Source organism: Psychrobacillus sp. NPDC058041 (assembly GCF_042885655.1).
In the GTDB taxonomy this organism is placed as follows: Bacteria; Bacillota; Bacilli; order Bacillales_A; family Planococcaceae; genus Psychrobacillus.
In genome coordinates, this window is record NZ_JBHVRO010000004.1 from 1 (window position 1) to 6,242 (window position 6,242).

Genomic DNA, 6,242 nt, shown 5'->3' on the forward strand with positions numbered 1-6,242 from the left:
ACGGAAGTTAAGCTCTTCATCGCCGATGGTAGTTGGGGGTTTCCCCCTGTGAGAGTAGGACGTCGCTAGGCACTAGAGAAAGTCGTTACCGAGTATTCGGTAGCGGCTTTTTTGATGCATATAATTATCTTGTTTTAACTAAATTGGACTAATTTTGGAATTTACAGCTGTTTTATGGATTTATCTCATATAGAGTCAACTCCATATTGTGAGATTTAGTCTCGCTTCTAATTAAAATGGTCTCGGATTTGACCAAATTAGTCTCGGTTAGAGTATGGTTGGTCTCGTTCTGCCGCTTTCTAACTGTTTATGGATAATAATTCAAGGTCATATTTTGAATTTAGACAGCTTAAACTCTATATTGTAAGATTTAGTCTCTCTTAGACTATGGATGCTCGTTTTACCGCTTTCTAACTTTTTATGGATAAATTCAAGGGAATCTTCTGTATAGAAACTACTTTATAAATCCTCGTCATATTATCTCAATGATCTAATATCATTTATTGCCTAGGAAATTATTTGAAGTTACCAGTTTTCTTCTCTATAGTTAAAGTACAAAAATCTTCTATAAAATTTTAGAGAAATTGTTAAAATAAACTTGAAATTAAAAAAAGAGTTGTTATAATTATATTTGTACTTTAATTAAACATATCGTTCCGAAGTAGCTCAGTGGTAGAGCAATCGGCTGTTAACCGATTGGTCGTAGGTTCGAGTCCTACCTTCGGAGCCATTTTTTTGTCTTCGCTTCCATAGCTCAGTAGGTAGAGTGCTTCCATGGTAAGGAAGAGGTCACCGGTTCAAATCCGGTTGGAAGCTTACATATTAAGTAGGGAACGTTCATAAAAAGAACTACTTGTCTTAGTAGGCTAAATATGTTATTATTATTCTTGTCCGGTTTTACTGGAGAAGTAAGCAAGTCAAGGAAACAACTAAGCGAAATAAGTTGACGCAGAAATGCGCTGCTTATCGTGATTTTATAACCCAGGAGGATTAGCTCAGCTGGGAGAGCATCTGCCTTACAAGCAGAGGGTCGGCGGTTCGAGCCCGTCATCCTCCACCATTTATTTTCATACTTAGCTTTGGAGGGGTAGTGAAGTGGCTAAACACGACGGACTGTAAATCCGTTCCTTAGGGTTCGGCGGTTCGAATCCGCCCCCCTCCACCATTTTATTGGGGTATAGCCAAGCGGTAAGGCAACGGATTTTGATTCCGTCATGCCCTGGTTCGAATCCAGGTACCCCAGCCATAACCGTTCATAAAAATAAAACTTATTAAGGGGCCTTAGCTCAGCTGGGAGAGCGCCTGCCTTGCACGCAGGAGGTCAGCGGTTCGATCCCGCTAGGCTCCATAAAATATATAAAAGGGTATTCCAATTAGATTGGAATACCCTTTTTTCGTTGTAAATTACTTTTCCCACACACGCTCGATTGAACAAGTGTTATTGGTAAACTGCAATAAAAACACATCAGGGTTTCTTAAAGATTTCCATAGCTCAAAGCCAAAATTATTATCGTAATACTTCAATAGTAAAGACATGATATTTCCGTGTGTTACGATTATTGTATTTTCCAAATCACTAGTTAAGATCTCGTTTATTACTTCTAATATTCGTTTCTGTGCTTCCACACTTGATTCTCCGCCTTTTAGTTTTAACTCCATATTGCTAAATGTCTCATTCAATTTATCGAGCCAATCTGGCATCGACAAGGAGCTTAGTACTCGTTCTGCTAGTCGATCATCAATTTGAACATCTACACTTTTGCTCTTTGCAAAAGGTTCAATAGATTCGAGTGCACGTAAAAAAGGACTAGATATAATACGGTCAGCTTTGATGTTACTTAAGAATTCAGCAAGCAGAACAGCTTGGTTATATCCTCTCTCAGTAAGGGACGCATTGGCTTCTTGTCCTTCTGCTTGGCAATGTCTAATTATATATATATGTTTCTTCATCTCTTTACCCCCTAATTCTAAAATTATTAGCCAAAATAGTATTGGGAAATCTTTTTAATAAATTCTTTTTCTAGTTCCCCTAATGATTCTAGTAATAGAAAAGTCTTTACTTCGGGAAGTGGGAACAAATCAAAAGGTATACTCATTACACGCCCTTCTATAAGTTCCCTTTTCACAATGGACTTTGGGAGAAATGAGGTACCGAGACCTTCTTGAATGAATCGTTTTACTATATAGGCTTGCGTCACTTTCATCGTTTTCAAATTAAATACTTTCTTGCGGATTTGTAGAAGAAGTGGATCCCAAACGACTGGATGATGATGAGTAAATAAGTAATGGTCTTTTAAGTAGTCCTCTGCATCTAAAACTGGTCCTGATTCATCATCATAAGCATCAGTTGGAACAATAAATAAAAGTGGATCTTTATAAAGTTCGATAGATTGAATACTTTTTCTTGTTGCATCTATAGCTGAAATGCCAATATTAACTTCTCCACTATACACTAAATCTTCGATGGAACTAGATTCTGCTACTCGTATGGACACCTCAAGATATGGATGATTGTTCATGAAGGAACGCAAAATATAAGGTAAAATAGTTTCGGCCATTAAAGGAGATATAGCAATATTCCATTTGCGAGTATATCCTTCTGTGAAAGCATGTAGACGATTCACACTTACCTCAAAGCCTTTAGTAAGTTGTTTAGCTTCTATATAAAACATTTTACCTGCTTCGGTTAAGTGCACTCGTTTATTAGTTCGTTCAAAGAGAGAAACTCCAAGATACTCTTCCAATAATTTTATATGGACAGTAACACTTGGCTGTGACATTAACAGTTTTTCAGATGCTTTTCTAAAATTATTAGTTTCGGCAGCAACTATAAAGGTTTTCAACCATTGATATTCCAATAAAATTCTCCTCCTAATTAAAGATTTTAATCAACTTAATATATATTATTTAATTTTAATAATTATATATCTTTCATATACTAAAGAAAAGAAAGGGGAATTACTATGTTTCAAAAAGGATTAAAGGGTATTGTTGCGGTGCAAACAAAAATTAGTTTAGTAGACGGAGAAAATGGAGTACTAAGATATCGAGGTACCGACGTGAAGGAACTAATACCGGATTATTCATTCGAACAAATAGCATATTTTTTGTTGTACGACAAGCTACCAACAGATGAGGAACTTCACCAGTTTAATATAAAGCTAAAAGAGGGAAGAAGTCTCCCTATACATGTTCAAAATATTATAGATGCACTTCCGACGACAGTCTCTATTATGGACGTAATGAGAACAGCAATTTCCGCTTTTGCTACTACGGAATTTTTGCAAATGCAAATGATGGAGCAGGCAATCGTCCTCACAGGTGCTCTTCCAGTCGTTGTAGCGAGGCACTATAGAAAGAAACTTGGACTAGCAATAATAGAAACAAAAGATGACTTCTCGCATACAGAGAATTATTTGTGGTTGTTGAATGGTATTAAGCCGACTTCAACGCAAGTGGAGGCATTGGAAACGTATTTAAAATTGACAATGGAACATGGGTTAAACGCTTCTACGTTTGCAGCGAGAGTTACCGTATCCACCGAATCGGATTTACCAGCAGCAATCACGTCTGCAATTGGAACGATGAAAGGACCCTTACATGGAGGTGCACCATCCGGAGTGTTAAATTTGCTGGAAGAAATAAAAGATGAATCAAGAATTCAACCAGTCATAGAAGAAAAAATTAAAAACGGAGAAAAGGTGATGGGATTCGGTCATCGTATATACAAAACGGAGGATCCTAGATCGATTTTATTAAGAGAAGCGTGTTTACGTTTACAAGGCTCAGATTCCTGGTTAGATTTGGCAACCAAAGCCGAAAAAGAAATCACAGTGCTTTTAGAAAAGTACAAACCTGGTAGAAAACTATATACGAATGTGGAGTTTTACGCTGCAGCAATTATGCGTTCAATCGATATGCCAGCAGTTTTATTTACACCAACGTTTAGTGTGGCACGTATCGTAGGATGGAGTGCACATGTGATAGAGCAAGTGGATGATCAGGCTATGTTCCGTCCACAGTCAGTTTACCTAGGTGAGATTAAAAGAAAATAATGCTTTCCAACACCTATATCTTTCTATTATGATATAGAAAAAAGTGAGGTGTTGGAATTTGGCAGAAATAATTGTATTTGGCGATTTAACACTACGCCCATTAGAAGAATCGGATATTCAACGGTTGTGGGAGCTTTACGATCCAAAGATTTTTGAATTTATGCTAAATAAAATAGAGAACTATGAACAGTTGGACCAATGGCTTCAAGCTGGAATAGAACAAATGAATATCGCCAAAACCGCTCTCACTTTCGTAATCGAGCATACAGAAACAAAAGAAATTATAGGGACAACAAGAATTTATGGCATCGATACGGTAAATTATACGTGTGAAATAGGATCCACGTTCTATGGGAAAAAGTTTCAGCGAACACATGTGAATACTACGTGCAAATATTTACTATTAAAACACGCCTTTGAAAACCTTGGAATGATACGTGTCCAATTTAGAACAGACGAGTTAAACGTAAATTCACAACGAGCAATTGAACGTATAGGTGGAATAAAAGAAGGCGTTTTACGAAATGAGCGCATACGTTCAAATGGAACTGTTAGGAATGCAGTAGTCTATTCAATCATTGCAAGTGAATGGAAAGAAGTAAAAAATAACCTCGTTCAGCTTATGAATAAATATTCATAATTTTGTTAGGTTGAGCCAACTGCCCTTCAGGTATTACAATAGGTGTAATAACTGAAGGAGGTATAAAATAATGAATAAATTAAGTATTTCTCTAATAGGTGTACCGATGGATCTTGGACAAAATAGACGTGGTGTGGATATGGGCCCTAGTGCTATTCGTTATGCGGGGGTAGTTGAACGTATTGAAGCGCTAGGCCATTCTGTAAAAGATGAAGGCGATATTGCAATTAGCCAAACTAGAAAAGAGCAATCTCCAAATACGCATTTGCGAAACCTTGGAGATGTAATCGATGGTAGCACGAAGCTTGGAAATAAAGTACATGAAGTATTAACGGCAGGTCAATTTCCTTTAGTACTTGGTGGAGATCATAGTATTGCTATTGGAACTCTTGCAGGTTTAGCGGATCGATATGAAAACCTTGGAGTTATTTGGTATGACGCACATGCGGATTTAAATACTGCTGAGACCTCACCTTCAGGAAACATACACGGAATGCCACTTGCAGTTAGTCTAGGTTTAGGACATAATGACTTAGTGAATATTCGTTCATACGCTCCAAAGATTAAACCAGAAAACGTCGTTATTATTGGAGCACGTTCGGTAGATCCTGGTGAGCGTGAATTAATCAAGGAAAAAGGCATTAAAGTTTTTTCAATGCATGAAATTGACAAGCTAGGTATGACAGAAGTGATGAATCAAACGATTGAATATTTCCGTGAGCGCGAAGTAGATGGGGTACATCTGTCTCTAGATCTTGATGGTATTGATCCGCTTTATACTCCAGGTGTTGGGACACCAGTTCCAGGGGGAATTAGCTATCGTGAAAGCCATTTAGCGATGGAAATGCTTTATTCGTCCAACTTAATCACTTCAGCAGAATTTGTGGAAGTAAATCCAATTCTAGATGAAAAAAATAAAACAGCAGACGTTGCAGTTGCACTAATGGGCTCTTTGTTTGGGGAAAGCCTCGTTTAATACGCTTTTCCTGCGCAAGTTGGCAGCGAATGTAGGTTGTTTCGACTGACAAGTGTTTTCAAATCAGTCTGAGATCCGCATTATGAATATTTCTAAGATGAAAGCAGACACTTAAGTCTGCTTTTTCTTTTTATTTAATAACACAAAGAGGAAAAAATTTGGTAAAATTAAATTAATGTAAAAAAAAATGAAACCTGTTGGAACCTTTACTCGTATAGGTAAGACAGCCGCATAGAGCGGAGGGAAATCACCATGGATGCGTTAGTGAACAAACGAATAAAACAAGTGTTAAAAGGCGACAAAGACGCATTCGCGGAGATTGTGGACCTGTATCAGCATAGACTTTTTCAAGTATGCTTTCGCATGTTAGGAAATCGTCACGAGGCAGAAGACATAGCCCAAGAAGCATTTGTGCGAGCTTTTATTAATATTCATACGTTTGATCAAAAAAGAAAATTTTCTACTTGGCTGTATCGAATTGCGACAAACCTATGTATTGATCGTATAAGAAAAAAGAAGCCAGATTATTATTTAGATGCTGAAGTTGCGGGTACAGAAGGACTTAATATGT

At 37.4% G+C, this 6,242-nt stretch carries 6 protein-coding genes, 6 tRNA genes and 1 rRNA gene; 11 read left to right on the forward strand and 2 right to left on the reverse strand.

The window, feature by feature from the left end; translation table 11 throughout:
- The 7 genes from rrf to ACFVR1_RS07470 form a co-directional block, all read left to right on the forward strand.
- A 5S ribosomal RNA gene (gene rrf / locus ACFVR1_RS19570) occupies window positions 1–71 on the forward strand; the annotation flags it as partial.
- Window positions 72–655: 584 nt separating this feature from the next.
- A tRNA-Asn gene (locus ACFVR1_RS07445) sits at window positions 656–730 on the forward strand.
- A 13-nt stretch (window positions 731–743) separates the two neighbouring features.
- Window positions 744–816: transfer RNA gene (locus ACFVR1_RS07450), tRNA-Thr, on the forward strand.
- A gap of 168 nt (window positions 817–984) precedes the next feature.
- Window positions 985–1,060, forward strand: a tRNA-Val gene (locus ACFVR1_RS07455).
- 21 nt (window positions 1,061–1,081) lie between these two features.
- A tRNA-Tyr gene (locus ACFVR1_RS07460) sits at window positions 1,082–1,165 on the forward strand.
- 6 nt (window positions 1,166–1,171) lie between these two features.
- A tRNA-Gln gene (locus tag ACFVR1_RS07465) sits at window positions 1,172–1,246 on the forward strand.
- 29 nt (window positions 1,247–1,275) lie between these two features.
- Window positions 1,276–1,348 (forward strand) — tRNA-Ala (locus tag ACFVR1_RS07470).
- Window positions 1,349–1,404: 56 nt separating this feature from the next.
- On the opposite strand, the gene ACFVR1_RS07475 is transcribed toward ACFVR1_RS07470, so the two are convergent.
- Window positions 1,405–1,950 (reverse strand): histidine phosphatase family protein, encoded by a 546-nt coding sequence (locus ACFVR1_RS07475; RefSeq protein ID WP_387582460.1) that lies wholly within the window; start codon window positions 1,948–1,950, stop codon window positions 1,405–1,407.
- A 26-nt stretch (window positions 1,951–1,976) separates the two neighbouring features.
- On the reverse strand, window positions 1,977–2,858 hold the full coding sequence (locus ACFVR1_RS07480; RefSeq protein ID WP_387582463.1) for a LysR family transcriptional regulator: 882 nt from the start codon (window positions 2,856–2,858) through the stop codon (window positions 1,977–1,979).
- Between the two features lie 105 nt (window positions 2,859–2,963).
- On the opposite strand from ACFVR1_RS07480, the gene ACFVR1_RS07485 reads away from it, so the two are divergent.
- From ACFVR1_RS07485 to ACFVR1_RS07500, 4 genes are all read left to right on the forward strand, one after another.
- Window positions 2,964–4,055 (forward strand): citrate/2-methylcitrate synthase, encoded by a 1,092-nt coding sequence (locus ACFVR1_RS07485; protein ID WP_387582466.1) that lies wholly within the window; start codon window positions 2,964–2,966, stop codon window positions 4,053–4,055.
- Between the two features lie 58 nt (window positions 4,056–4,113).
- The gene (locus ACFVR1_RS07490) at window positions 4,114–4,695 is read left to right on the forward strand and encodes a GNAT family N-acetyltransferase (RefSeq protein ID WP_387582468.1); all 582 of its coding nucleotides are present in this window, start codon (window positions 4,114–4,116) and stop codon (window positions 4,693–4,695) included.
- Between the two features lie 70 nt (window positions 4,696–4,765).
- Window positions 4,766–5,671 carry an arginase gene (gene rocF / locus ACFVR1_RS07495; RefSeq protein ID WP_387582471.1) on the forward strand — a complete coding sequence of 302 codons (906 nt, stop codon included), beginning with the start codon at window positions 4,766–4,768 and terminating at the stop codon, window positions 5,669–5,671.
- Window positions 5,672–5,923: 252 nt separating this feature from the next.
- Window positions 5,924–6,242, forward strand: a 319-nt coding sequence (locus ACFVR1_RS07500) for a sigma-70 family RNA polymerase sigma factor (RefSeq protein WP_387582473.1), incomplete at its 3' end; no start/stop codon positions are given.